Here is a 753-nt window from a genome sequence, read left to right as displayed (position 1 = left end):
CTCGACGTGGCCGACCTGCCCGCCGCGGTACAGGCCATCACCGGCCTGCACGGCGACGCCGACCTGCTGCTGGCCCGTGCGGCCAAGACCCTGGCCGGCGGCTGCCCGCTGACCGCGCACCTGGTCTGGGAGCAGATCCGCCGCGCCCGTCACCTGTCGCTGGCCGAGGTGTTCCGCATGGAGTACGCCATGAGCCTGAACTGCTGCCGCCACCCGGAGTTTGCCGAGGGCGTGCGCGCCCGCCTGATCGACAAGGACCAGACGCCGCGCTGGCACTGGCCGGACGTGGCGGCCATCCCGCCGGCGGTGATCGAAGCGCACTTTGCCCCGGCCTGGGACGGCGCGCATCCGTTGGCGGATCTGTAAACCTTCGCTCCCCGAGGCATCAGCACAAGGAGAACCCAAACCATGACCCAGATCGCCTTTATCGGCCTCGGCCATATGGGCCTGCCCATGGCCCGCAACCTGCTCAAGGCCGGCTACCCGCTCAAGGTCTTCGACCTGGTGCGCAGCGCCGTGGACGAACTGGCCGGCGAAGGCGCCCTGGCGGCGGACAGCGCCGCCGAGGCGGTCGACCAAGCCAAGGTGGTGATCAGCATGCTGCCGGCCAGCCGTCATGTCGAAGGCCTGTACCTGGGCGACGCCGGCCTGCTGGCGCAACTGCCGGCCGGCACCCTGGTGCTGGAATGCTCGACCATCGCCCCGGAGTCGGCGCGCAAGGTGCACGCCGCTGCCCGTGAGCTCGGCATCGCC

General features: G+C 70.9%; 2 protein-coding genes. Both read left to right on the top strand.

Annotated features, from left to right (window positions below; translation table 11 throughout):
- Positions 1–366, top strand: a 366-nt coding sequence (locus N878_RS23595; protein ID WP_031303938.1) for an enoyl-CoA hydratase/isomerase family protein, incomplete at its 5' end; no start/stop codon positions are given.
- Positions 367–408: 42 nt separating this feature from the next.
- Positions 409–753 (top strand): NAD(P)-dependent oxidoreductase (locus tag N878_RS23590; RefSeq protein WP_021445961.1); only part of this gene is annotated, 345 nt, incomplete at its 3' end.

It is taken from the genome of Pseudomonas sp. EGD-AK9, assembly GCF_000465935.2.
GTDB lineage: Bacteria > Pseudomonadota > Gammaproteobacteria > Pseudomonadales > Pseudomonadaceae > Aquipseudomonas.
Note: the sequence above shows the minus strand (reverse complement) of the source record. Positions and strands in the feature narration are given on the sequence as shown.